Raw genomic sequence first — 23,834 nt, forward strand, 5'->3', positions numbered from 1 at the left:
TTAGTGTGCTCCTGCACTGCCTTCGCTCTTAATCGGCGACAGCAGCCAGCAAAATGGAATCAAAATCAGGGCGACAATACTCAGGCCTGAGAAAACATCGATATAAGCGAGAATGCGCGCCTGCGCGATCATCTCCTGATAAAGCTGACCGGTTGCCAGCGTAACGGGATCGCCAACCGCCGAAGTAAAGTCGCGTATCGCCTGCGCCCAGTGCTGCAGCGTGATGTTGAATTGCTCGTTCAGCGGCGTCATGTTGTGCACCATGTGCGCCGAGCGAACCTGCTCGCGCTCGGTAATGGCCGCGGTCGAGAGGGAAATCCCGATCGATCCGGCCACGTTGCGGAACATGGTAAACAGCGCCGAGGCGTCCGCATTAAGTCGCTGCGGAATGGTGACAAACGCGATGGTGGTCAGCGGAACAAACAGGAAGCCCAGCCCGATCGACTGCGCGCTGCGCATCATCACCAGCGTGGCAAAATCGACATTCGGTGCCAGGGTGGCAGAGTAGAAAAACGCTACCGCCAGACAGCTGAAGCCAAAGGCGATGATGTAACGCGTCTGAACAATCGGCATCAGCTTCAGCACCAGCGGAATCGTCAGCACAATCAGCACCGCACCGGGCGACAGCACCAGACCTGACCAGGTGGCGGTGTAGCCCAGGTCCTGCTGCGCCAGCTGAGGCAGCACGACAGAGCTGCCATAGAGGATCATCGCCATACCCGCCATTAGCAAACCCGCTACCCAGAAGTTGCGATCCTTCATCACCAGGATATCGACCACCGGTTTGCGGGCATACATCAGCCAGTAGACGGCTCCGACGATGCCGACCAGCGCCAGAATGGCGAACAGCACGATAAAGTGAGAGGCGAACCAGTCCTCATCTTCCCCGCGATCCAGCATCACCTGCAGGCAACCCAGCCCCAGGGTAATCAGGCTGATACCGATGTAATCGATCTTAAGTTTGCCTTTGGCCCATTTGCGCTCCCACGGTGGATCTTCCAGCAGCTGATAGATTGCCAGCACGGTCAGCACCCCGACCGGGATGTTGATAAAGAACACCCAGCGCCAGCTGTAGTTATCCGTAATCCAGCCACCCAGCGTCGGGCCAATCACCGGCGCAACGATGATGGCGATAGAGGAGAGACCAAAGGCTTTGCCGCGATCTTCCGCTTTAAAGTAGTCGAGCAGCACAGACTGCTGAACCGGCTGTAAGCCGCCGCCGAAAAAGCCCTGCAGGACGCGGAACAGAATGATCTGCCACAGTTCGGTGGCGATACCGCACAGGAACGAACAGATGGTAAACATCACAATGCAGATCAGGAAAAACTGTTTGCGGCCAAACAGACGGCTGAAGAATGCAGAGATAGGCAGCACGATGCCGTTCGCCACCAGATAGGAGGTCAGCACCCAGGTTGACTCATCGTAACTGGAGGAGAGCGAACCGGCGATATGCGGCAGCGCCACGTTGACGATGGTGGTGTCGAGGATCTCCATAAACACCGCCAGCGTCACCGTGATCGCCACTAACCACGGTTTGCTGGCAGGTTTCCAGCTCTGCGCCGTACTCATTCCACCGTCACCTTGGGTTCAACAGAGAGACCTAGTGGCAATGGATGGTTGGGATCGAGCCCTTTATCAATCACGATTTTAACCGGCACGCGCTGCACGATTTTCACGTAGTTGCCGGTAGCGTTTTCTGACGGGAAGGTCGAAAAGCGTGAACCGGAGCCCATCTGAATGCTGTCGACATGCCCTTCCAGCTTCATATCCGGCCAGGCATCGACGCTGATTTCAACTTTATCGCCCGGATTCATGCGCTCAAGCTGAGACTCTTTGAAGTTTGCGGTGATCCAGATGTCCGGTGAGACCAGCGAGAACAGCGAAGAACCAGCCTGCACCAGGGTACCCAGCTGAACATTGCGCTTGGTGATGAAGCCATCATAGGGCGCACGAACCTGGGTATAGGAGAGATTAAGGTCAGCCGTGCTGAGCTGCGCTTTTGCCTGCTCAACCTGCTGCTGACGCGCTTCAACATTGGTTTCCTGCTGACGAATCTGCAGGGCAACCTGTGATGCGACTTCAACCTGCGCTTTAGCGCTCTGTAACTGCGCCTGCGCCGAGCGTAACTGCGCCGAGGCGCTGTCGATATTGCGCTGACTGGTGGCACGCGGATCGACGCCGCGCTGGCGACGGTAATCGGCCTGGGCGTTCAGCAGGTTGGCCTCCGCTTTCGCCTGGTCCGCCAGCGCCTGATCGCGCTGAGCCGGATACTGAACCCTGGACAGAGCCAGCTGCGCCTGCGCCTGATGAAGCTGCGCGACAGCTAAACCGAGCTGCGCCTGCGCCTGTTCACGCTGGGCGCGGTTGTCGCTGGGGTCGATTTCCACCAGCAGATCGCCCTTCTTCACCCGCTGGTTATCGTTTACCAGCAGCTTCACCACATAACCGGACGCTTTCGGCGCAATGGTCACCGCATCGCCTTCGGTAAAGGCGTCGTCGGTGGTTTCAATATTGCGGGTCGTAAACCAGAACCAGAATCCAACGATCAGCATGATCACTACCACGACCGCCAGAATAATCAGCGGCTTTTTACCGGGGCGTTTGCGTTCTGGCTGCTGGTCGTTGTCCTTGTTTTCATCTGACTGACGGTTTTTATCCGTCGCGTTATCGGCATCCTGCTGGTGTTGATCGTGTTGGTTGTTCTCGCTCATAGTTCCCATCACTGGCTAAGGCCCTGATTCCGGGCATAAAGGTCTAGTTAACCTTATATCGGAACCTGACAAAATCCAGCGCAACTTTACGAAACTTGAGAAATGGCGCACGTCCTGCCACCTGATGAGGGTGGCAGGCGGGGTGGGACTAATTGAGCAGCCGCAGCAGCAGCCAGCCGCTGGCCATCGACCAGGCGAGCAGAGGGAGTGAAAACAGGTGGAAACGCCACCAGACGGCCCGATCTTTTGCCATACGCAGCGCAATCAGGTTGGCCAGGGAACCCGGCAGCAGGCCGAATCCACCGATGTTTACCGCCCAGGCGAGCACATCCGTGGGTGGCACCTTTTGCAGCAGCAGAATCGTCGCCGGCACATTACTGATGACCTGTGACAGCCCGATAGCCAGCAGATAGAGCTGTCCATGACCGAAGTGGGAAACCGCATCAAAGTGCGCCTGCATCACCGGCAGACGGGTCAGCAGGAAGACATCAATGAACATGGCGATAAACACCGCCAGCAGGCTCCAGTCAATGCGCAGCAGCACCGGGCGCGCCATGACCAGGAAAGTGGCGAGAATCAGCAGCAGCACCCAGCCGGTGATTTCCAGCTCCAGGCCGGCGATAAACAGCAGGTAGAGCACCACGCTGACAATAAACAGCGGTTTCTGCCACTCAGGCTGTTCAGGATTGTCATGCTTATCAATCGACCGCTTTGGAAAGCTGAACCAGGTCAGGACCATCAGGCTCAGCAGCAGCCATGCCGCCAGCGGCAGCATCTGCACAATAAACGCGACAACACTGAGCTTGCCGTGACTCCATAACAGAATATTCTGCGGGTTGCCGACCGGCGTCAGCAGCGAACCGGCATTCACCGCCAGCGCTTCAAAGATGATTAGCCGCGAGATGGGCAGATGAGAGAATTTGCGCAGCGTCAGGGTCAGCGGCACCAGAATAAACAGCGCCACATCATTGGTCAGAAAGGTCGAGAGCAGCGCAGCAGCCAGCACCATAAACAGCGCCAGCGCGCGTTCATGCCGGAAACGCGCAATCAGCCGCCCCCCCAGCACATCAAAATATCCGCTGGTTTCCAGCCCTTTGGTCAGGATCAGCAAACCGGTCAGCGTGATGATGGTGTGCCAGTCTACGGCACCTGGCAGATCGCCCCAGCGGAAATCCGCCAGAAAAGCCAGAACCACACCCAACACGATTAATAAATGCAAAATAGAGTCGTGCAAAAAAGATCGAAGCAGTTGAGGCATGATGAGGGTACGCCTTAGCGTTAACGGGTTTCGGAGAACTTCTTAAACACAGCCAGAGTTTCATCACTGACGTGATGCTCAATCCCTTCTGAATCACGTCGGGCAGTTTCAGGACTGATGCCCAACGCCAGCAGAAAACTTTCAACAATATGATGACGCGCACGACTCTCTTCGGCCAGCTTCTCCCCTTCGCTGGTCAGAAAGACCCCGCGATAAGGGACCTGCTCGACCAGTCCGGCACTGCCCAGTCGTTTCAGCATTTTTGCCACGGTCGGTTGTGACACACCCAGGCGGGCTGCCATATCGACCTGACGTGCTTCGCCAAATTCACCAATTAAATCAGAGATTAGCTCAACGTAGTCATCAATTAACTCCCGACGATGCGCTTCACGCACCTGCCGAAAACCTTCGACATGCTCTTCAATATCTTTCAGTGGTCCTTTTGGCGCAGAAACCACGCTTTTAGCACGACGACTCATTCAGCTTCCTCATTATTATTTCCCGTACGGGCACTGCTGTACGGATTTAGCTGCGCTTATTGTAAACCAGCCGCAAAGAAGCTCAAATTTTTCCTCGTTAGCCTTGGCTAAAGGATATAGCCAGTGCTATATTTGTTGATAATGTAAGCAGCACACAGAGGATCCTTTGCGATCCTGGGTGGATCCGGTGATGACGTATCTCACCTCAGGCTGCTGACGACCGCGTCGACAATGATTGGGAGGTGATTCTATGAGCACCCTGAAATGTTGCTTAGATTGCAGCAAATGCTTCCAGGCTGAGAAGAGAACAACCACGGAGATGAAATCCTGGCTGTGCCTGCTGACGCGTTCCCCCTTCACGCTGCGTCTGATGTTGATTGAGAAACTGCTGGGCCACAAACCCGCCGATCGTCGCTGTCAGAAGCTCATCTGGCGCGGCTGACCCCTTTTCAGCGCCTCTCAGCCAGAGAGGCGCTCTCCCCTTCTGCTTATTTCCTTTTCTCTTATTTGGCCTGACACATCGCGCGCTCAACGGGCATCACGCTGCCGGCTATGAGGGCACAGAGATTGTCAGTGGGGGAAGAGAAAGGCGGGAGCCTGCATGGCGGAGAGAACATCAGCACAATAAAAAACGGCCCCATAAGGGGCCGTTTTTTGGCGGGTCAGCTAAGCTAAACTTAGAAGCTGTAACCTACGCCAGCGATCCAGGTACCCACGTCCACATTGCGGATGCGGCTCTGCTCGTAGCCAACGTCCAGCGCGACGTCCTGAATTGGGTTAAACTGCAGACCAGCACCGTAAGAGAAACCTACGTCGCTTGAATCAGTTTTAGCGCGTGAAGAAGTATCGTTCTGCTGGAATTTACCGTAGCCGATACCTACAACACCGTAGATGCTCGCCCAGTCGTTCAGACGGTAAGCAGGACCACCGGTCACACCGTAGTACTGGCCTTTGTTGTAAACGCCAGCTTCAGTGCGGTCTTTTTCGGTGTAGGTGAATGAACCGATCCAACCCAGTGGGTTAGAACCGTCTTCATAGCGGTATTTCAGGTTGAAGCCGTTAGCTTTGTTAGCCACGCCCTGATAGTCGCTCTGCGCGTAACCACCAGTTACGGTGCTCTGTGCCATTGCTGAACCTGCAGATACTGCCAGTACACAGGCTAATGCTGAAAGACATGCAATTTTTTTCATAACCACCTCAAATGTGAAAATACTTCTCTCCTGACAACGCTGAAAATATAACAAAAAATAGCGAGAAACTCTGCCCGGATTTTGTTGTCTAACAGAAAGTTTGGTGTAACAGGACGTTAATGCGACATCCTATGTCATTCATTTTTCTTATAAAATCCGTCATCTTGCTGCAACAATCATTTTGTGCTGAATTCACTCTTTAAGTTAAATCCTAAAAAATCCTGACATTTCTTTACCAAAATGGCACTGAATTCGGGCAAAAACTGCGCAACCCGTTCGCATTTAAAACGCAAATTCGTGATTTTTTAGCCGCTCTTTCCTTTACACTGGTCGACTGATTTCGTCGATGACCAGGAAAAGTGAACAGGATGTCTGCCTCTCCCGCTGCTAAAAACCTTACCCCGATTTTATTGCCGGTCGCCGTACTGCTGATTGCAATGCTGTCGCTTCAGGGCGGTGCATCCCTGGCGAAGTCACTGTTTCCTGCCGTTGGGGCGACCGGCATCACCGCCCTGCGCCTGGGATTTGGCACACTGATACTCTGCATAATTTTCAAACCGTGGCGTTTACGCTTCAGCCGCGAGCAGCGTCTTCCCCTTCTGATGTATGGCCTGGCGCTGGGCACAATGAATTTCACGTTCTATCTGGCTATCCGGACGGTGCCGCTGGGTGTGGCGGTGGGTCTGGAGTTCACCGGCCCGCTGGCGCTGGCGCTGTTTGGTTCGCGCCGGCCGCTCGATTTTGTCTGGGTGGTGCTGGCCGTGATTGGCCTGTGGTTCCTGCTGCCGTTTGGCACAGGCATGACCGCCATTGACCCCGTGGGGGCCGCGCTGGCTGTCGCTGCCGGGGCCTGCTGGGCGATCTATATCCTGGCCGGACAACGGGCCGGCGCGGAGCATGGCCCTGCTACCGTGGCAATCGGTTCGCTGATCGCCTCGGTTATTTTTGTGCCACTGGGACTGACCTTTGCCGAGAGTGGCATCTGGAACTGGGCGGTCATGCCCATCGCGCTGCTGGTCGCCCTGCTCTCCAGCGCCATCCCCTACTCGCTGGAGATGGTCGCACTCACCCGCTTACCGGCGCGCATCTTCGGCACCTTGATGAGTCTCGAGCCGGCGATGGCTGCCTTTTCAGGGATGCTCTTTCTGGGGGAAACGCTGAGTGCACTCCAGTGGCTGGCGCTGCTGGCTATCATCATCGCGTCGGCAGGATCAACGCTGACGATGCGGCCGAAAAAGAGCCAGCTGAACAACGTGGAATTATCCGGCGACACTCAGAAATAAGCGCGGCCTGCCCGCTGTTATGGCGGGCTAAATAACAATCATGCTCAACATGAGAATTATTCTTAACCGATTCATTCCTTTGCACTTTCTATTTTGAAACAGTCACTTACCGGTTATTTACAAAATAATTTAACTTACTGATTCATAATAAAATTTTCTTTATTTTATATTTTAACATAGTAGTAACCTTACTGAACCCGCGCGGCACCGGACAAAGAGAGACACTATTTCATCCATTGATAAAGTCGTTTCTGCAAAGTTAAAAAGCGCTGCTATACTTATCCGGTACTTGATTAGGACAACCATCAAAGAGAGGACTGAAACGATGAGTACCGCTAAATTGGTTAAAACTAAATCTTCTGATCTGATTTACACCCGCAATGACGTAGCCGAAGACGAAAAGAAAGCCACCATCGAGGTGCTGAATCGTCTGGTCGTCGAGTTTATCGACCTGTCATTGATCACTAAGCAGGCGCACTGGAACATGCGCGGTGCTAACTTTATCGGTGTACATGAGATGCTGGATGGTTTCCGCACCGCGATTACCGATCACCAGGATACGATTGCTGAACGCGTTGTGCAGCTGGGCGGCGTGGCACTGGGCACCGCACAAGTCGTGAACGACAAAACCCCGCTGAAAAGCTATCCGCTGAACATCCATAGCGTGCAGGATCATCTGAAAGCACTGGCCGATCGTTATGCCATCGTTGCCAACGATACCCGTAAAGCGATTACCGAAGTGAAAGATGAAGATACTGCTGACATCTTCACTGCGGCCTCTCGCGACCTGGACAAGTTCCTGTGGTTCATCGAAGCCAACATTGAATAAGACTTAATGCAGTGACTGTGCAGTCAATCAGGCGGGGAAACCCGCCTTTTTTACGTCTGTATAACCCCGTTTTATGACCCTGTTAACAGTTCTTCTCTTCTTCGCTTCAAAGCTTCAACAACTGAGGCACACTACCGCTTGCACCAAAATCGCCACCTGCACCACAATAGAGCACCAAAACGGTGCAAATGCAGAATAACCTGCAAAATCGCTTCAGCTGTGATATTTAACTCACTGATTTCGCGTATCTTGCAAAGTTGGCATAATTTTTTCATATGACAAGCCGAAAACGCAGGTCCTGCCGCCTGAGTGTAAAAAGGAAAAAATGATGAAGTCACTGTTAAAAGTTTCTGTGGCCGCGCTGGCGCTGGCCTTCTCCCTCTCCTCCACCGCAGCAGATAAGAAGCTGGTCGTCGCGACCGATACCGCCTTTGTTCCATTTGAATTCAAACAGGGTGACAAATATGTCGGCTTTGATGTGGATCTGTGGGATGCGATTGCGAAAGAACTGAAGCTCGATTACACCCTGAAGCCAATGGATTTTAGCGGCATCATCCCTGCCCTGCAGACACGTAATGTCGATCTGGCACTGGCGGGTATCACCATTACTGAAGAACGTAAAAAGGCGATCGAGTTTTCTGACGGCTACTACAAAAGTGGTCTGCAGGTGATGGTGCGTAACAACGAAAACAACATCAAAGGCATCAGCGATCTGAATGGCAAAGTGGTCGCCGTCAAAAGCGGCACCGGCTCTGTAGAGTATGCGAAAGCCAACATCAAATCGAAAGATCTGCGTCAGTTCCCGAACATCGACAGCGCCTACATGGAGCTGGGCACCAACCGTGCTGACGCCGTGCTGCATGACACGCCAAACATCCTTTACTTCATTCACACCGCCGGTAAGGGCCGTTTTAAAGCGGTGGGCGATTCAATCGAAGCGCAGCAGTATGGTATTGCCTTCCCGAAAGGCAGTGACGATTTACGCGAGAAAGTCAACGGCGCGCTGAAAATCCTGAAAGAGAACGGCACCTACAATCAGCTTTATAAAAAATGGTTCGGCACTGAACCAAAATAATAATTTGTCCGTGAATTAATTTGAGCAGGGAAACTTTTCCCTGCTTTTTTCCATCGCAACATATCTGGAGTGACACCATGGAGTTTGACTGGAGCGTCATCTGGCCCGCCATGCCAGCGCTGCTCGAAGGCGCTAAACTGACCTTAATTATCTCAATCATCGGCCTGTGTGGCGGTCTGCTTATCGGTCTGGTGGCCGGTTTTGCCCGTGCTTACGGCGGCTGGATCACCAATAACATCGCGCTGGTGTTTATCGAAATCATCCGCGGCACGCCTATCGTGGTGCAGGTGATGTTTATCTACTTTGCCCTGCCAATGGCGTTTCCCGACCTGCGAATCGATCCCTTCAGTGCGGCGGTCGTAACCATCATGATTAACTCCGGCGCTTACATTGCCGAGATCACCCGTGGTGCCGTGCTGTCAATCAACAAAGGCTTCCGCGAAGCGGGTCTGGCGCTGGGACTGTCGGGCCGTGAAACGCTGCGCTACGTGATTATGCCGCTGGCGCTGCGCCGTATGCTGCCGCCGCTGGGTAACCAGTGGATTGTCAGCATTAAAGATACGTCGCTGTTTATTGTTATCGGTGTGGCTGAACTGACGCGTCAGGGTCAGGAGATTATTGCCGGTAACTTCCGCGCTCTGGAAATCTGGAGCGCCGTCGCGATCATCTATCTGGTGATTACGCTGGTGCTGAGCTTTGTGCTGCGCCGCATTGAGAAAAGGGTGAAAATCCTGTGATTGAATTTAAAGATGTCTCCAAGCATTTTGGTCAGACCCAGGTGCTGCACAACATTGACCTGAAAATTAACCAGGGCGAAGTGGTCGTCATTATCGGTCCTTCCGGTTCCGGTAAATCGACCCTGCTGCGCTGCATTAACAAGCTGGAAGAGATCACCAGCGGCGAGCTGATTGTGGATGGTCTGCGCGTCAACGACCCGAAAGTCGATGACCGCCTGATTCGTCAGGAGGCGGGCATGGTGTTTCAGCAGTTTCATCTGTTCCCGCAGATGAGCGCGCTGGACAACGTGGCGTTCGGTCCGATCCGGGTGCGCGGTGCCAGCAAAGAGTCGGCACGCCAGCTGGCGCGCGAGCTGCTGGGCAAAGTGGGCCTCGCCGAGCGTGCGCATCACTTCCCGTCTGAGCTTTCCGGCGGTCAGCAGCAGCGCGTCGCGATTGCCCGTGCGCTGGCGGTGAAGCCGAAGATGATGCTGTTTGATGAGCCGACCTCCGCGCTTGACCCGGAGCTGCGTCACGAAGTGCTGAAGGTGATGCAGGACCTGGCGGAAGAAGGCATGACGATGGTGATTGTGACCCACGAAGTCGGCTTCGCTCAGAAGGTGGCCTCGCGTCTGATCTTTATCGACAAAGGCCGGATTGCGGAAGATGGCGATCCCGACAGCCTGATCAGCAATCCCCCGAGTGAGCGTCTGCGCGAATTTCTGCAGCACGTCTCCTGATCAAAACGGGCCGCTTAGCGGCCCGTTTTTATTGTTGGCAAAGTCTGCCCTGCCCAGCTGTGAGACCAACCCTGCGAAGGGAACACGGGCAGATCGGAAAGTCGCTTAAACCATCCCTGGTCGCTCGGCCCGCGCCGTCCATGGCGCGGGACGCTTTCCTCCTCTGCCCATGTTCCCTGCGCTATTAGCTAATGTGTTGCTGCAAGAGCAACCCCGATTGGGTTTGTCAGCAGTCTGAAACGGCCGCATCGCAGCACGTCCTTTTTTCTCAGCAGATAGATTCCTGCTACCTGCGTAATGAGATGCCTCAGTTCCCCAGGCGACTCAGCAGCTTGCTGCGCTGGGCAGCAGGCATAAAACTCCACGCCAGGAAGCGGCTCTGCTTCTGACCCTGCGCCATGTTGACCACCCGCACCTCAGCCACGTCGAGCGCCTGCAGCTGTTTTTCCAGCGCGGGCAGATTCTCTTTGCGCGATACCAGTGAGGTAAACCAGCCAATCTGACGACCAAAGGCCACGCTCTCGGCGATCATCCTGCCGATAAAGGCTTTTTCACCGCCGGGATACCACAGCTCATTATGCTGACCGCCAAAGTTGAGCGGCGCCGCTTTATCGAGTCCGAGATTGCGTGATTTACGTTGCGACCCCGCCGCGGCCTCCTCCGCCGAGGCGTGGAAAGGCGGGTTGCACATGACAGCACTGAAAAATTCGTTTTTGCTGATCACGCCCGCCAGCACCGCGTCGCTGTTTTTCTGACGACGCAGACGGATCTGGCGCGTCAGGCGCGGATTCGCGGCCAGAATGCGGTTGGCCGCTTTGAGTGCAACCTCGTTGATTTCGGTGCCGGTAAAGCGCCAGCCATATTCCGCCGCGCCAATCAGGGGATAGATGCAGTTTGCGCCGCAGCCCACATCCAGAACGTCAGCGGCGGGGATTACGCCGTTGTTATCCAGCGCCAGCAAATCCGCAAGGTAGTGCAGATAGTCGGCTCGTCCCGGCACCGGCGGACAGAGTGAGCCGGGGGCCAGCTGCCAGTCGATATCATAAAACAGTTTGATCAGCGCCTGATTCAGCAGCATCACCGCCTCGGGGTCCGCAAAATCTACCGACTGCACGCCATACCCGTTGGGCCGGACTTTGGCCGCCAGTGGCGGATGCGCGGCGGTTAACGCGGCAAAATCGTACTCGCCCTGATGGCGATTGCGGGCGTGGAAAGGCGAGGTGCTGGCTGACTTTTTCATACGTTCTCTCAGTTATTCAGGCGCGCGTACAATACGCTGTAGGCGAGTGAAAATAAACCCGCACCATCCGCTTACCGCTTTCCGATTCGACAGGCCATGCTGTCGCGCTAAGATTAATCATTATTCCCCGTTGGAGAGGTTATGAGCCAGAAACGCTATTCTTATCAACCCCGTGCCGGTCACGGTCTGCCGCACGATCCGCTGAATGCCATTATCGGCCCGCGCCCGATCGGCTGGATTAGCTCAGTCAGCGCCAGCGGCCAGCGCAATCTGGCACCCTACAGCTTCTTTAACTGCTTCAGCTATCATCCGCCGATTATCGGTTTCGCCAGCAGCGGCTGGAAAGACAGCGTCCGCAATATTGCTGAGACCAGAGAGTTTGTCTGGAACCTGGCGACCCGCCCGCTGGCGGAAGCGATGAATGAAAGCTCAGCGTCGCTGCCTGCCGATCAGGATGAGTTTACTTTCGCCGGTTTAACGCCGCAGGCCGGTTCCCAGGTCAGCGCCAGTCTGGTGGCGGAGAGCCCGGTCAACTTTGAGTGTCGCTTAACACAGCTGATACAGCTGCAGGATGCCGATGGCAACCCGCTCGACAGCTGGCTGGTCATGGGCGAAGCGGTGGCGATCCACATCAGTGAAACGCTGCTGGAAGAGGGCATATATCAGACGGCCAAAGCGGAGCCGATTCTGCGCGCCGGGGGACCCAGCGCCTATTACGGCATCAGTGAAGCCCAGCGCTTCGACCTGGTCCGTCCGGACGCCCGCCGGTCGTAACCCGCCTATCCCTCAAGCGCATCGCACCGGTGCGCTCTGATCTGTTCTGCCGCGCGGGCGATATCAGGCGCCAGCCAGCGATCCTGCTGCCAGCACGCCACCACCTGCCGTAACTGCTGCCACGCACGCCGCGTTCCTGCGGCCAGCTGGGATTCACCGTGAAACTCCAGCGCCTGCGCCGCCAGCAGATACTCAATCGCGAGGATGTGCCCGACATTGCTGACCAGCTTCAGCAGCTTCAGTGCCGCACCGGTGCCGAGGCTCAGATGATCCTCCTGTAATCCCGACGTGACAAAGTTGTCGAGCACCGCCGGCTGAGCGAGCTGGCGGTTCTCCGCGCAGAGCGACGCCGCCACATATTGCGCAATCATCATGCCGGAGTTGACGCCCGGCTCGGCCACCAGAAACGGCGGCAGACCGCTGACCAGCGGATTCACCAGCCGATCAAGCCGTCGCTCCGCGATGCTGCCCAGCTCCGCCAGCGCAATTGCCAGCAGGTCGCAGGCCATCGCCACCGACTCGCCGTGCGGGTTCGACTGCGACACGACGCGCCAGGCGTCGGGGGTGCCCAGAATCAGCGGATTGTCGGTAGAGGCGTTAAGTTCGGTCTCCACCTGACGAACCGCATGGGTAAACTGGTCGCGACAGGCACCGTGAACCTGCGGCATCGATCGCAGGCTCAGCGCATCCTGTGTCCGGATACCGACGCTCGCTTTCAGCAGCGGGCTGTCACTTAACAACTGGCGCAGACGTTCGCCGCTGCGCTGAATCCCCGGACTGGCTTTCAGCGCCAGCACCTCAGGATCAAACGCCACCAGCTGGCCACGCAGCGCTTCAAAGCTCATCGCGCCCGTGACATCCGCCCAGTCCAGCAGACGCGCCGCATCATCCAGCGCCAGGCAGGCTAAGCCGGTCATGCACGGCGTGCCGTTTACCAGGCTCAGCCCCTCTTTCGCGCCAGGCCGGTAGGGCGTCAGCCCTGCCTCCGCCAGTGCCTGCTCTGCCGGGACGACTCTGCCCTGCCACTCCGCCTCACCGATGCCGAGCAGCGTCAGCCCGATATGCGCCATGTGGGTCAGATAACCGACCGACCCCTGTGACGGCACCTGCGGCGTAATCCCCCGGTTGAGCAGCGCCAGCAGCTGCTGCACCAGCGCTACCGAGACGCCTGATTTACCGTGGCTGTAGTTGGCGATCGCGGCACACAGGATGGCGCGCACCTCGGCTCTGGCCAGTGTCGGGCCGACACCACAGGCATGGCTCAGCAGGGTATTGCGCGACAGCTGGCTCAGTTCATCCTCAGAGAGGGTGATATTGCACAGCGCACCCAGCCCGGTATTGATGCCATAAGCGACCTGCCCCGTCGCCACGATGGTGCCGACGATCTCGCGGCTCTGCGCAATCCGCTGCCAGGCGCTGTCGCTGAGGGTCAGAGGGGCATCGTGCCGGGCGACCTGCACCAGCGACGGCCAGGTCAGCGGGGCATCGCCCCACACCTGCGGAGGATTCAGCGTGCTGCTCATAACACCGGCTCCACCTGATGATGACGGGAGATAAACTGCCTGAAGCGCGCCGAGCCGCCGTCGCCAAACATCACTTCCGGCGTGCCCTGACAATCAATCGTGCCCTGATGCATAAACACCACTCGGTTAGAGACGTGGCGGGCAAAGCCCATCTCATGCGTCACCACCAGCATGGTGCGCCCCTCCTCCGCCAGGCTGCGCATCACCTTCAGCACCTCACCGACCAGTTCGGGGTCGAGTGCCGAGGTCGGCTCGTCAAACAGCATCACCTCCGGGTCCATCGCCAGCGCGCGGGCAATCGCCACGCGCTGCTGCTGACCGCCGGAAAGCTGAGCGGGATAGAAATCTTTGCGGTTGAGTAAACCGACCCGGTCCAGCAGCTGCTCCGCCTGGGCGATGCAGGCTTTTTTGTCGCGCTTCAGTACATAGTGCGGCCCTTCGATCACATTCTGCAGCACCGTCAGATGCGACCAGAGGTTAAAACTCTGGAACACCATGCCAAGCCGGGAACGCAGCCGTTCAATCTGGCGGGGATTAGCGGCCAGCTGATGCCCGCGGGCATGGCGCTTCATCTCAATGGTCTCACCACCGACGCTGACCACGCCCGAATCGGGCGTCTCCAGCAGATTAATGCAGCGCAGCAGCGTACTTTTGCCCGAGCCGCTGGCACCGAGAATCGAGATGACATCGCCTTTGTGCGCCTGCAGTGAGATGCCCTTCAGCACCTCCATGGCACCAAAAGATTTGTGGATATCGCTGGCCGACAGCGTGACGGGCGACAAATCAGACATATTATTCTCCTCCGGGGATCGGCTTAGCGGACGGTAACGGCTTTTTTTCCGGTTTGTGCACCGGCGTCAGACGCCGCTCCAGCAGGGCATAGAGTTGCACAATGATGAAATTAAGGATCAGGTAGATCGCCGCCGCACAGAGAAAGACCTCCATGGTGCGGTAGGTGCGCTGGATGATCTGCTGCGCCACCCCGGTGACATCCCACACCGTCACCAGACTGGCGAGCGCGGTCGATTTCACCAGCAGAATCGCTTCGGTAGAGTAGGCAGGCAGCGCGTAACGCAGCATGACCGGCGCAATAATGCGCCGCAGCAGCAGCCCGCGTGACATCCCACACGCCAGCCCCGCCTCGACCTGCCCTGGCGGCACCGCCAGCAGCGCCCCGCGCAGGATCTCTGCGGTGTAGGCGGCGGTGCAGAGCGACAGCGCGAGCACCGCGCAGGTGAACGGCTCACGCAGAAATGGCCAGAGGAGGCTGTGGCGGATCACGCCAAACTGCCCCAGACCGTAGTAGATCAGAAACAGCTGGATCATCAGCGGCGAACCGCGAAACACCAGAATGTAGCCGCGGGCAAAGCCGCTGAGCAGCCGCCAGCGGCTCATGCGCAGCGCCAGAATCCCTGTCGCCAGCACGCCACCGCACAGAAAGGCGCTGATAAACAGACCGAGCGTCACCGGCAGCGCGGCGCTGAGTTTCAGGAAGGTGTCTGTGAGAAACGCAAAATCGATCATCAATCCCCCTAATGCTGTGCAGCGGTGCGGCTTTGCCAGGCGCGCCCCAGACGGGATTCAGCGCGCAGGAAGGCACGGTTGGACAGCAGCGTCAGCAGCAGATAGCAGCCTCCGCCCACCAGATAAAAGGCGAAGTAGTCACGGGTCGAACCGGCGGCAATCTGGCTCGCCCGCATCAGCTCGACGATGCCGGTGACCGACACCAGCGCCGAATCTTTCAGGCTCATCTGCCAGACGTTTGATAAACCCGGCAGCGCATAGCGCGCCACCTGCGGCAGCAGGATGCGTTGCCGGATGCGCCAGCGGGGCATGCCAATCGCGACCGCCGCTTCGATCTCCCCTTTCGCCAGCGCCAGCCGTGCGGCGCGATAGACTTCCGCCTGATAAGAGCCGGAGATAAGCCCGATGGCCAGCGCCCCGATCAGAAACGGCGGCGCTTCGATAAATCCGTCGGCACCAAACAGCTGACCGATCTGCGTGATCAGCCCCGATCCCCCGAAGTAGAACAGGTAGATCACCAGCAGCTCAGGAATGCCGCGAAAGATCACCGAGTATCCCTCCCCCAGCCAGCGAACCGGCCGGTGGGGAGATAACTTCGCGGCGGCAACGCCCGATCCGACCACCGCCCCCACCACCAGCGCGGCAAACGACAGCAGCAGCGTGGTCAGCGCGGCACTCAGAATCAACCGTCCCCAGCCGTCCGGGCCAAAACTCAGCAGGCTTATCATCAGTTACCTCACTCAGGGTGTGACATCCGTTTTGAACCACTTCTCGCTCAGCTTTTTCACTGTGCCATCGGCCAGTGCGGCTTTGATCGCCTCATCCAGCCGGGCTTTCAGATCGTTATCCGCCATGCGCACGCCCAGCGCCTCTCCCTCACCCCAGATCGGGCCGCCCAGCTGCGGGCCGCTGAAGCTGAGATTGCGGTTCTCGGGCCGCGCCAGCATCGACTGCGCGAAGGTCACGTCGTCAAACACCGCATCAATCCGCCCCGCCTGCAGGTCGAGGATGGCGTCGGCCGAGCTGGTGTATTCACGGACATCCGCCACCTCTTTGAAATATTTGTCGATAAAGGGGGTGTAAACCGTGCCGGAGGCGATACCGATCGTTTTACCTTTCAGCGCCGCTTTCAGACCTGCAATGGCCGGATCCACGGTTTTTGCGTCATCGGTCAGCTTGATAATCTGGCTGTCAGCGGGCAGCAGGCTCCCTTTCAGGGTGATGAAGGTGGCAGGCGTCGAGGCGTAAGGCAGGGTGAAGCTGACCACTTTCTTTCGTTCCGGGGTAATCACAATCGCATCCATGATCACGTCATATTTTCCGGCATTAAGCCCGGCGATCATGCCATCCCAGTTCTGCACCACCAGCCTGCACTGAATCGCCATACGCTGGCAGAGATTCGCCATCAGTTCCGGTTCAAAGCCGCCGAGCTTGCCGCCTGGCAGCGTCAGGTTCCAGGGTTCATAACTGCCTTCGGTGGCAATGGTGATCGACTTCCACTCTTTCGCCTGGGCGCTGACGCCACAGAGCAGCAGAGAGGAAACCAGGGTCGTGAGACATAAACGACGAAGTGTCAGTGGGTGCGTCATACGGTTCTCCTGAAAGTAGCGGCCTGGTGATCGCCCTGACGAGATTTAACATAAATTTCACAGGATGATATGTCATGTATATACAAGCTAACGCGGCGCAGTTCATTCCCGGCTTTACTGTTTTGTGAGCCAGACAGAATTTATGATGTGATGGATGCGCAGCAGTAGTTGTACATACAACCAAGCAAAGGTTATGCCAGCTCTGCAAAAGGGAAAAAGGCGGCGGGGAGCGCCGTGCAGTCAGGCGGCCTGCACCCGCCTGCACCGGTTCAGCGCAGCGATGCACCGGGGTGGCGCATCGCCGTGGTGGGATTATCGGGGTTTGCCCTCCGCCAGCATGGCGTGGACCAGTGCTTTCAGCGTTTTTTGCAACTGCGCGGCGCGCGCCTGCTGCCAGGCGTAAGGCGGGGTTTCATCCATGTAGTTCAGCTGCGCCAGCTCCAGCTGGACGGCCTGAGTCTGCTGCTGCGGCTGACCATAGGCGCGGGTAATGTAACCGCCTTTAAAACGTCCGTTGAGCACCCAGCTGTAGTCGTGCTGCGCGGCGCAGACTGCCTCCAGCGCCGCGCTCATCGCCGGGCTGCAGCTGGCACCGTCATTGGTGCCAAGGTTGATATCGGGCAGGCGGCCTTCAAACAGGCGGGGGATTTCACTGGCGATGGAGTGTGCATCAAACAGCAGTGCATAGCCGTGCTCTGCTTTAAGCCGCGCCAGCTCCTGCTGGATCTGCTGGTGGTAAGGCTGCCAGATCTGGTCGATGTAGCCCTGACGCTGAGCCGCATCGGGCGTTTTGCCTGGCAGGAAAGTCGGGGTGCCGTCGAACAGGGTTTCCGGGAACAGACCGGTGGTGGCGGTGGTGTAGAGTGGCTGATTATCGGGCGGACGATTCAGATCGACCACGAACCGCGAGTAACGCCCGATTAACACACTGGCTCCGAGGTCGCGCACGAAATCATAGAGCAGCGGGATGTGCCAGTCGGTGTCCGGTAATCCGCGCGCGGCGTCGCTCAGTCCGGCGTCCACCTCGGGCGTCAGTTCAGTGCCGGCATGGGGAATACTGACCAGCAGCGGCAGGCTGCCCCGGGTAAATATGAAGGGATTCATTGGGGTTCTCCACGATAGATAACGGTACAGGGCAGCTCACCGCCCAGCCAGTAAACCAGTTCCGCCGGACGGGCCAGCGGCCAGTGAACAAAGTTCGCCACTTTTCCCGCCTCCAGCGAGCCGTGGCTGTCAGCCAGCCCCAGCGCTTTTGCGCCCCACAGGGTCACGCCCGCCAGCGCCTCTTCCGGGGTCATGCCGAACAGGGTGCAGCCCATGTTGAGCATCAGACGCAGCGACAGCGCCGGTGAGGTGCCGGGATTGGCATCGCTGGCCAGCGCCATCGGCACCCCGTACTGCCGGAAGAGATCCACCGGGGGACGCCGGGTTTCCCGCAGCAGATAGAAAGCGCCCGGCAGCAGCACCGCCACGGTGCCGTGTGCCGCCATCGCTTTCGCATCCTCCTCGGTGGCGTATTCAAGGTGGTCGGCAGAAAGGGCACCGTAACGGGCCGCCAGGGCCGCTCCCCCCTGCGCCGAAAGCTGCTCCGCGTGCAGCTTCACCGGCAGACCGAGCGCCACCGCCCGATCAAACACCCGCGCGACCTGCTGCGGTGAAAAGGCGAGATGTTCACAGAAGGCGTCTACCGCATCCGCCAGTCCCAGCGCCTGCACCTGCGGCAGCAGCCGTTCGCAGATGATGTCGACCCAGCCCTCCGGGTCATGCTTAAACTCCGGCGGAAAGGCGTGGGCGGCCAGGCAGGTGGCACGGACATCGGCGGCCACGCTCTGCCCCAGCTGGCGAATCGCCCGTAGCATCCGCAGTTCGCTCTCCTCATCCAGCCCGTAGCCGGACTTGATCTCCACCGTGGTGACCCCCTCTGCCAGCAGGCGGTCGAGCCGCCAGCGCGCCGACGCCACCAGCGCCTCCTCCGTGGCGGCGCGGGTCGCCCGTACCGTCGAGAGGATGCCGCCGCCCTGTGCGGCAATGTCGGCATAGCTGACGCCATTCAGGCGCTGTTCAAATTCCTGACTGCGGTCACCGCCAAACACCAGATGGGTATGGCAGTCCACCAGTCCCGGCGTCACGATACCGCCCGGCAGATGATGATGCCGCGCGGCGACGAAGGCGGGCATCTCAGCCGCCGGGCCGACCCACACCAGCTTACCCGCCCGCACCGCCATCGCCCCCTCAGGTATCAGGTGGTACTTTCCGTCCCGCATGGTGACCAGATCCGCCCCGGTCCAGACCGTCTCTACCTGCATCTCTTCCGCCATCGCTGCCTCGTGCCTCCACCGTTTACACTGTCTCTTAAAGTATGTATATGTATATACAACTACATCCGACGAGGATCAACCATGGCGACTTTTTTTGCCCCGCGCGCACTGCTGGCGGAGGGCTGGCAGCAGCAGGTACGTATCACGGTCAATCAGGCCGGTTTTATCGACGCTCTTACCCCGGAGAGCCACGCCGATCAGGCAGTGCTGCTCAACGGCGAGGTGATCCCGGCGATCGCTAATCTGCATTCGCACGCCTTTCAGCGCGCCATGGCCGGTCTGGCGGAAGTGGCGGGCGATCCGCAGGACAGCTTCTGGACGTGGCGTGACCGGATGTACCGCATGGTGCAGCGCCTGACGCCGCAGCAGGCGGGCGACATCGCCGCCCTGCTCTACATTCAGATGCTGAAAGGGGGTTACACCCAGGTCGCGGAGTTTCACTATCTGCATCACGATCCCAGCGGCGCGCCCTATGCGGATGACGCCATGCTGCAGCAGCTGATCGACGCCGCCGAACTGGCCGGCATCGGCCAGACGCTGCTGCCGGTGCTCTACAGCTACAGCGGCTTTGGTAGCCAGCCTCCGGCTGCCGGGCAGAAACGCTTTATTCAGCAGACCGATCGTTATCTGCAACAGCAGGCGCGACTGGATGCGTGGCAGCAGCAGCGGCCTCTGCTGAACCGCGGCCTCTGTTTTCATTCGCTGCGGGCCGTCAGTGAAAGTCAGATGGAGACGGTGCTGGCGGAGAGCGATCCGACGCTGCCGGTGCATATCCATGTGGCGGAGCAGCAGAAAGAGGTGAATGACTCGCTGGCGTGGAGCGGCGAACGCCCGGTGAGCTGGCTGCTGAACCGTTTTGCCGTGGATGCGCGCTGGTGTCTGATCCACGCCACCCATCTGGATGAGAGCGAGCTCGCGCGCCTTGCCCGCAGCGGTGCGGTTGCCGGTCTCTGCCCCACCACCGAAGCGAATCTCGGTGACGGCATTTTTCCGGCGGTGGAGTATATCGCGCAGGGGGGACGCTGGGGCATCGGCTCCGACAGCCATGTCTCGCTCAGCGCTCAGGAAGAGCTGCGCTGGCTGGAATATGCGCAGCGACTGCGCGATCAGCGCCGCAACCGCATTACCCTGCCCGGCCAGCCGTCGGTCGGCGATCTGCTGTGGCAGCAGGCGGCGGCGGGCGGAGCGCAGGCGTGCGGCATTCAGCAGGGAACGCTGGCGGTGGGGCAGCGCGCCGACTGGCTGGTGCTGCGCGATGAGGCGTGGCTCGGCAGCGTGGAATCTCAGGCGCTGCTGAACCGCTGGCTGTTTGCCGGTCAGCGCGATCAGATTCGGGACGTCTACGTGGCGGGTAAGGCGGTGATCGTCGATGGCGAGCATCCCCATCAGGCGGCGTGTGCCAGACGCTTCCGTCAGGCCATGGCGGCACTGCAATGATCGCCCGCTTCTCTTACGCTGACCTGGCGGTCAGCCGCTGGCGCAATGGCGGTGGCGAGACCCGCGAAATTGTCAGCTTTCCGCCCGGTGCGGAATCCTTTGGCTGGCGCGCCAGCATTGCCACCCTGGCGCAGGATGGCCCCTTCTCGGCCTTTCCGGGCATCGATCGGATCATCACCCTGCTGCAGGGCGACCCGGTCCTGCTTACCGCGCCGGGCACAGCGCATCGGTTAATGCCGCAGCAGCCCTGGTCATTTGCCGGCGAACTGGCCCTGACCGCGCAGTTGCAGGGCAGCATCAGTGAAGACTTTAACATTATGACGCGGCGGGAGCAGTGGCAGGCCACGGTTGAGGTGGTTACCGCCCCCGTCAGCAGCCTGCACGGGGTTGCCTGGGTGCTGGCAGGCGCGTGGCGGAGCGACGACGGGAAACAGCTGACCGCCCGACAGGGCGCATGGTGGGTCGATGAGGCGTGCAGTTTCATGCCCGACAGCCGGGACGCCCGGCTGCTGTTTACCCGGCTTAGCCGTGTCCCCTGAAGCGGCCCAGCAGTTTGTAACGTGAGCCGGGATAGAGCAGCCGCGCGTAGGTCACGATTTTGTTGTCGCTCCAGGTCTGACGGCGGATCAGCAGGCAGGGTTCGTGCTCATCCAGCGACAGATGTTTGCGCTGACGCACATCGGGCAACACCGCCTCGACAATGTGCTCGCCCGCCGTCAGCGGCGCAACCCGCATCAGATAGGTATACGGGGTCATCTGCTGATAATCCTGCGCCAGATAATCGGGGGCGACCAGCGGATTGACCAGCCTGTCCTCCAGCTGTACCGGCAGATCGTTTTCGTAGTGCACAATCAGCGAATGATAGAGCGTCTGCCCGGTGGTCAGTCCCAGCACCGCCGCCTGTTCAGGATCGGCTTTGTTCTGGCCGATAGCGAGAATTTTACAGCTGTGCTGATGACCGCGCTGGGCGATCTCATCGGCGATGTTATGCACCTCCAGCATGGCGGTGTAGCCTTTCATCTCGGCCACGAAGGTGCCGACGCCCTGCATCCGGACCAGAAAGCCTTCGCTGGTCAGTTCACGCAGCGCCCGGTTGATGGTCATGCGGCTGACGCCCAGCTCATTAACCAGTTCACTTTCTGACGGCACACGCTGATTCGCTTTCCACATTCCTTCGCGGATCTGGCTGATGATCGCCTGCTTCACCCGCTGATAAATCGGGGCGGGCTCATCGCTCATCGCCGCCGCCAGTTGTGCCAGTGCCGTATGCTCGACCATTTGCTGTTCCTTTTCCTGATAGTGCCTTCAGTTTACTGTCTCACCGCGTGAATGTATATACATCCAGTCCGGCGCGCTGTGCCCCGCTGGTGCAGCGCCCGCTTCCTGATGGTGCAGCCTCCGCCTTCGTTTCCTCACCCACCCGCAGCAGGCAGGCATTCCATTTTTGTGATCGGCCTGGCACGCCCCTTGCAGCTTGTATAGACAAGAATAGACACTTATGCTTCACTCGCATTATCCCGCTGGTTCAGGGCAGGAAAAACCGCTCAGCCGTGCCAGCACACTTGTATAGACAGGAGTAGACTATGTCAGGTTCGTCTCAGGCATTGCGCCTGGTGCCAGGCGAGGTAGACCTCGCCACCTTACGCGCCATCTATCAGGGTCACGTAACGCTGAGCCTCGATGACAGCGCGCGTCAGGCGATTGCAACGGCGCAGCAGACCGTGGAGGCGATCGTCGCCTCCGGCAACGTGGTGTATGGCATTAACACCGGCTTTGGCAAGCTGGCGCAGACGCAAATTCCGGCCAGCCGTCTGGCCGATCTGCAACGCAATCTGGTGCTGTCTCACAGCGTCGGGCTGGGGGATCTGCTGCCCGACAATGTCACCCGTCTGGTGGTCGCCACCAAAATCGTCAGCCTGGCCCGCGGTCACTCCGGCGTGCGGATCGAACTGGTGGAGGCGCTGCTGGCGCTGTTCAATGCCGGTGTTATGCCCTGCATTCCGGAAAAAGGATCGGTCGGGGCCTCTGGCGATCTCGCGCCGCTGGCGCACATGTCGCTGATGCTGCTGGGCGAAGGCCAGGTACGGGTCGATGGCGCGCGGATCCCGGCAACAGAGGCACTGGCAAGCGTGGGCCTGTCGCCCTTTGTGCTCGGGCCGAAAGAGGGGCTGGCGCTGCTCAATGGCACCCAGGTTTCGACCGCGCTGGCGCTGCGCGGCCTGTTTGAAGGGGAGAATCTGTTTGCCGCCGGGCTGATGGCTGGCGCGCTGTCGCTGGAGGCGATTAAAGGCTCCCTGAAACCGTTCGACGCCCGTATTCATCAGGCGCGGGGCCAGCAGGGCCAGATTGCGGTCGCGGCCGCCGTCAGCAGCCTGATCGAAGGGAGTGAAATTTTGCAGTCCCACACCCACTGTGGCCGCGTGCAGGACCCCTACTCCATCCGCTGCGTGCCGCAGGTGATGGGTGCCTGCCTGGACAATATCCGCCACGCGGCGCGGATTCTGGAAATCGAAGCGAACGCCGCCTCGGACAATCCGCTGGTGTTCAGCGACAGCGGTGAGGTGATCTCCGGCGGCAACTTCCATGCCGAGCCGGTGGCCTTTGCCGCTGACATCCTGGCGCTGGCGATTGCCGAAGTGGGCGCCATCTCTGAACGGCGGCTGGCGCTGCTGCTGGACAGCGGCTTATCCGGTCTGCCGCCCTTCCTGGTGCGTGACGGCGGCGTGAACTCCGGCTTCATGATCGCCCAGGTCACCGCCGCTGCGCTGGCCTCTGAGAACAAGTCGCTGGCCCATCCGGGCAGCGTCGACAGCCTCCCCACCTCTGCAAACCAGGAAGATCACGTCTCCATGGCGACCTACGCTGCGCGTCGTCTCGGCAGCATGTGCTTTAACAGCGCCGCCGTGGTGGGCATCGAGGCGATGGCTGCCGCGCAGGGTATTGAGTTTAACCGGCCGCTGAAAAGTTCTGCGCTGATTGAGCAGGCGTTAGATGAGATCCGTCAGCAGGTGGCCTTCCTGGAGGAAGATCGCCTGCTGGCACCCGATATCGACGCCATGCGTCAGTGGGCGAGTCGCGCTGACTGGCCTCAGGCATTGACCGCGCTGCTGCCGAGCATGCGCTCCACTTCTTGAATTAAGGAATCTGT

24 protein-coding genes are annotated in these 23,834 nt (G+C 58.8%); 10 read left to right on the plus strand and 14 right to left on the minus strand.

Annotation, left to right across the window (positions count from 1 at the left end):
* From FJW00_RS13675 to mntR, 4 genes are all read right to left on the minus strand, one after another.
* Complete coding sequence (locus FJW00_RS13675) at window positions 1-1,569, minus strand: DHA2 family efflux MFS transporter permease subunit (protein ID WP_140924479.1); 1,569 nt, start codon at window positions 1,567-1,569, stop codon at window positions 1-3.
* Window positions 1,566-2,711 carry an HlyD family secretion protein gene (locus tag FJW00_RS13680; protein WP_009091215.1) on the minus strand — a complete coding sequence of 382 codons (1,146 nt, stop codon included), beginning with the start codon at window positions 2,709-2,711 and terminating at the stop codon, window positions 1,566-1,568. Before FJW00_RS13680 ends, FJW00_RS13675 begins: the two co-directional genes overlap by 4 nt.
* Window positions 2,712-2,859: 148 nt before the next feature.
* Complete coding sequence (locus tag FJW00_RS13685) at window positions 2,860-3,969, minus strand: SLC13 family permease (protein ID WP_033736361.1); 1,110 nt, start codon at window positions 3,967-3,969, stop codon at window positions 2,860-2,862.
* A gap of 20 nt (window positions 3,970-3,989) precedes the next feature.
* Window positions 3,990-4,448, minus strand: a complete 459-nt coding sequence (gene mntR, locus FJW00_RS13690; protein WP_003850512.1) for a manganese-binding transcriptional regulator MntR — start codon at window positions 4,446-4,448, stop codon at window positions 3,990-3,992.
* Between the two features lie 250 nt (window positions 4,449-4,698).
* On the opposite strand from mntR, the gene FJW00_RS13695 reads away from it, so the two are divergent.
* Window positions 4,699-4,890, plus strand: a complete 192-nt coding sequence (locus FJW00_RS13695; RefSeq protein ID WP_033736362.1) for a hypothetical protein — start codon at window positions 4,699-4,701, stop codon at window positions 4,888-4,890.
* A gap of 235 nt (window positions 4,891-5,125) precedes the next feature.
* Here the strand turns inward: FJW00_RS13695 and ompX are convergent, their stop codons facing one another.
* On the minus strand, window positions 5,126-5,638 hold the full coding sequence (ompX, locus tag FJW00_RS13700; protein ID WP_009091221.1) for an outer membrane protein OmpX: 513 nt from the start codon (window positions 5,636-5,638) through the stop codon (window positions 5,126-5,128).
* Window positions 5,639-6,006: 368 nt separating this feature from the next.
* On the opposite strand from ompX, the gene rhtA reads away from it, so the two are divergent.
* The 5 genes from rhtA (at window position 6,007) to glnQ (ending at window position 10,281) form a co-directional block, all read left to right on the plus strand.
* Window positions 6,007-6,921, plus strand: a complete 915-nt coding sequence (gene rhtA / locus FJW00_RS13705) for a threonine/homoserine exporter RhtA (RefSeq protein WP_046101495.1) — start codon at window positions 6,007-6,009, stop codon at window positions 6,919-6,921.
* A 325-nt stretch (window positions 6,922-7,246) separates the two neighbouring features.
* Window positions 7,247-7,750, plus strand: a complete 504-nt coding sequence (gene dps / locus FJW00_RS13710) for a DNA starvation/stationary phase protection protein Dps (RefSeq protein WP_009091225.1) — start codon at window positions 7,247-7,249, stop codon at window positions 7,748-7,750.
* A 328-nt stretch (window positions 7,751-8,078) separates the two neighbouring features.
* The gene (gene glnH, locus FJW00_RS13715; protein WP_140924481.1) at window positions 8,079-8,825 is read left to right on the plus strand and encodes a glutamine ABC transporter substrate-binding protein GlnH; all 747 of its coding nucleotides are present in this window, start codon (window positions 8,079-8,081) and stop codon (window positions 8,823-8,825) included.
* Between the two features lie 77 nt (window positions 8,826-8,902).
* Entirely contained in the window at window positions 8,903-9,562 is a 660-nt protein-coding gene (gene glnP, locus FJW00_RS13720; RefSeq protein WP_009091229.1) for a glutamine ABC transporter permease GlnP, read from the plus strand.
* Entirely contained in the window at window positions 9,559-10,281 is a 723-nt protein-coding gene (gene glnQ / locus FJW00_RS13725; protein ID WP_009091231.1) for a glutamine ABC transporter ATP-binding protein GlnQ, read from the plus strand. The genes glnP and glnQ overlap by 4 nt, the downstream gene beginning before the upstream one ends.
* Window positions 10,282-10,588: 307 nt before the next feature.
* Here the strand turns inward: glnQ and rlmF are convergent, their stop codons facing one another.
* A complete protein-coding gene (gene rlmF / locus FJW00_RS13730) occupies window positions 10,589-11,521 on the minus strand; it encodes a 23S rRNA (adenine(1618)-N(6))-methyltransferase RlmF (protein WP_058957707.1) in 933 nt (310 codons plus the stop codon).
* A 141-nt stretch (window positions 11,522-11,662) separates the two neighbouring features.
* On the opposite strand from rlmF, the gene FJW00_RS13735 reads away from it, so the two are divergent.
* Window positions 11,663-12,295: a flavin reductase family protein gene (locus FJW00_RS13735; protein WP_009091235.1), complete on the plus strand. Its 633-nt coding sequence runs from the start codon at window positions 11,663-11,665 to the stop codon at window positions 12,293-12,295.
* A gap of 5 nt (window positions 12,296-12,300) precedes the next feature.
* Here the strand turns inward: FJW00_RS13735 and hutH (FJW00_RS13740) are convergent, their stop codons facing one another.
* The 7 genes from hutH (FJW00_RS13740) to hutI all read right to left on the minus strand — a co-directional run bounded on the left by hutH (FJW00_RS13740) (window position 12,301) and on the right by hutI (window position 19,249).
* Window positions 12,301-13,818 (minus strand): histidine ammonia-lyase, encoded by a 1,518-nt coding sequence (gene hutH, locus FJW00_RS13740; RefSeq protein ID WP_181405382.1) that lies wholly within the window; start codon window positions 13,816-13,818, stop codon window positions 12,301-12,303.
* Window positions 13,815-14,609, minus strand: coding sequence for an ABC transporter ATP-binding protein (locus tag FJW00_RS13745; RefSeq protein ID WP_111208975.1), 795 nt, complete (start codon window positions 14,607-14,609; stop codon window positions 13,815-13,817). Before FJW00_RS13745 ends, hutH (FJW00_RS13740) begins: the two co-directional genes overlap by 4 nt.
* A gap of 1 nt (window position 14,610) precedes the next feature.
* Entirely contained in the window at window positions 14,611-15,342 is a 732-nt protein-coding gene (locus FJW00_RS13750) for an ABC transporter permease (RefSeq protein ID WP_046101491.1), read from the minus strand.
* A gap of 8 nt (window positions 15,343-15,350) precedes the next feature.
* A complete protein-coding gene (locus tag FJW00_RS13755) occupies window positions 15,351-16,070 on the minus strand; it encodes an ABC transporter permease (RefSeq protein WP_046101490.1) in 720 nt (239 codons plus the stop codon).
* Between the two features lie 12 nt (window positions 16,071-16,082).
* Window positions 16,083-16,931, minus strand: a complete 849-nt coding sequence (locus tag FJW00_RS13760; protein ID WP_140924483.1) for a transporter substrate-binding domain-containing protein — start codon at window positions 16,929-16,931, stop codon at window positions 16,083-16,085.
* A gap of 312 nt (window positions 16,932-17,243) precedes the next feature.
* A complete protein-coding gene (gene hutG / locus FJW00_RS13765; RefSeq protein ID WP_140924486.1) occupies window positions 17,244-18,035 on the minus strand; it encodes an N-formylglutamate deformylase in 792 nt (263 codons plus the stop codon).
* Window positions 18,032-19,249, minus strand: coding sequence for an imidazolonepropionase (gene hutI, locus FJW00_RS13770; protein WP_140924488.1), 1,218 nt, complete (start codon window positions 19,247-19,249; stop codon window positions 18,032-18,034). Before hutI ends, hutG begins: the two co-directional genes overlap by 4 nt.
* 81 nt (window positions 19,250-19,330) lie before the next feature.
* Between hutI and FJW00_RS13775 the strand changes: the two genes are divergently transcribed.
* Window positions 19,331-20,686, plus strand: a complete 1,356-nt coding sequence (locus FJW00_RS13775; RefSeq protein WP_140924490.1) for a formimidoylglutamate deiminase — start codon at window positions 19,331-19,333, stop codon at window positions 20,684-20,686.
* Window positions 20,683-21,225 carry a HutD/Ves family protein gene (locus FJW00_RS13780; RefSeq protein WP_046101486.1) on the plus strand — a complete coding sequence of 181 codons (543 nt, stop codon included), beginning with the start codon at window positions 20,683-20,685 and terminating at the stop codon, window positions 21,223-21,225. The genes FJW00_RS13775 and FJW00_RS13780 overlap by 4 nt, the downstream gene beginning before the upstream one ends.
* On the opposite strand, the gene hutC is transcribed toward FJW00_RS13780, so the two are convergent.
* On the minus strand, window positions 21,209-21,964 hold the full coding sequence (gene hutC, locus FJW00_RS13785; RefSeq protein ID WP_009091253.1) for a histidine utilization transcriptional repressor HutC: 756 nt from the start codon (window positions 21,962-21,964) through the stop codon (window positions 21,209-21,211). The two genes, FJW00_RS13780 and hutC, sit on opposite strands and share 17 nt — an antisense overlap.
* A 305-nt stretch (window positions 21,965-22,269) precedes the next feature.
* Here hutC and hutH (FJW00_RS13790) point away from each other — a divergent pair, with 305 nt between their 5' ends.
* Window positions 22,270-23,820: a histidine ammonia-lyase gene (hutH, locus tag FJW00_RS13790; RefSeq protein WP_140924492.1), complete on the plus strand. Its 1,551-nt coding sequence runs from the start codon at window positions 22,270-22,272 to the stop codon at window positions 23,818-23,820.
* Window positions 23,821-23,834 lie beyond the last annotated feature (14 nt).

The sequence above is a fragment of the Pantoea anthophila genome, from assembly GCF_006494375.1.
GTDB lineage: Bacteria > Pseudomonadota > Gammaproteobacteria > Enterobacterales > Enterobacteriaceae > Pantoea > Pantoea anthophila.